Source organism: Streptomyces sp. SID11385, assembly GCF_010548245.1.
Classification (GTDB): domain Bacteria; phylum Actinomycetota; class Actinomycetes; order Streptomycetales; family Streptomycetaceae; genus Streptomyces.
The window spans coordinates 1-1,118 of record NZ_JAAGLR010000861.1 but is presented as its reverse complement, the minus strand read 5'-3'; the positions used below and the strand labels follow the sequence as shown (position 1 = coordinate 1,118).

Annotated in this window: 1 protein-coding gene and 2 pseudogenes; all 3 read left to right on the top strand. The window is 76.1% G+C overall.

Annotation, left to right across the window (positions count from 1 at the left end):
* Positions 1 to 271 (top strand): annotated as a pseudogene (locus G3I42_RS26210) (PIG-L family deacetylase); the annotation flags it as partial.
* Entirely contained in the window at positions 268 to 885 is a 618-nt protein-coding gene (locus G3I42_RS26205; RefSeq protein WP_164289921.1) for an SAM-dependent methyltransferase, read from the top strand. The pseudogene G3I42_RS26210 and the gene G3I42_RS26205, both read left to right, overlap by 4 nt.
* A pseudogene (locus tag G3I42_RS26200) lies at positions 882 to 1,118 on the top strand (hypothetical protein); the annotation flags it as partial. The gene G3I42_RS26205 and the pseudogene G3I42_RS26200, both read left to right, overlap by 4 nt.

Below are 1,118 nucleotides of genomic sequence, written 5' to 3'. Positions count from 1 at the left end.
CGCGCGCGCCGCCGCACGCGAGACCGGAGCCCCCTCCGCCGCCTACCCGGTGTGGATGTGGCACTGGGCCCGCCCGGGCGACCCCCGCGTGCCCTGGCACCGCGCCACGCGCCTGGACCTGCCCGCCGACGTCCTCGGCCGCAAGCGCGACGCCGTGGCCTGCTTCCGCAGCCAGATCGCCCCGCTCGGCCCGGCGCCCGAGGACGCCGCGATCCTTCCGCCGGCGGAACTCGCCCACCATGTACGCGACTTCGAAGTGTGGTTCGCATGAGCACTCCCACCGGTTACTTCGCCGCCATGTACGAGGGCGCGGCGGACCCCTGGGGTCTGCGCAGCCGCTGGTACGAGGAGCGCAAGTACGCCCTCACGCTGGCGGCGCTGCCCCGCCCCCGTTTCCGTCGCGCCTTCGAACCGGGCTGCTCCGTGGGGGAGTTGACCCGGCGACTCGCGGACCGCTGCGAGCGGCTGCTCGCCACCGACCGCGTGCCGGACGCGGTGGCACAGGCGCGCGAGGCCACGCGAGGACTCGACCACGTCGAGGTCGCCCTGCTCACCGTGCCCGAGGAGTGGCCGGAGGGGGAGTTCGACCTCGTCGTCCTCTCCGAACTCCTCTACTACTTCGACGCTCCCGCCCTCGACCGCCTGTTGCGCCGCACGGTGGCCTCCCTCGCGCCCGGCGGCACCCTCGTCACCGTCCACTGGAACCACCCCGTCCCCGAACACCGCCTGACCGGGACGGAGGTGGCGGACCGCCTCGCCCGCGAGGAAGAGCTCGCGCTCCGGCTCGACCACCGCGAGGAGGACTTCGTGCTCCAGACCTTCACCCGCCGGACCCCGGGCGAACGGCTGCCGCCGTCCCCGGCCGCGTACGAAGGACTCGTGTGAGCGTCCGGCCCCCGGAAGGCGGTCCGCCGGGACCCCCCGCCCCCTACGGAGCCCCCGCCCCGTACGCCCCGCGTGCCGCGCACGCCCTCGCCGCTCTCGCCGTCGTCGTCCCCGCCCACGACGAGGAGGCGTTGCTCCCGCACGCCCTCGCCGCGCTGCGCCGTGCCGCCCGGCACCCGGCCCTGCCCGTGCGGGTGCGGGTCGTGGTCGTCGCCGACGCCTGCGCCGACGCG

Coding starts and splice junctions, on each gene's coding strand:
- G3I42_RS26205 (WP_164289921.1), top strand. CDS start 268: ATGAGCACTCCCACCGGTTACTTCGCCGCCATGTACGAGGGCGCGGCG.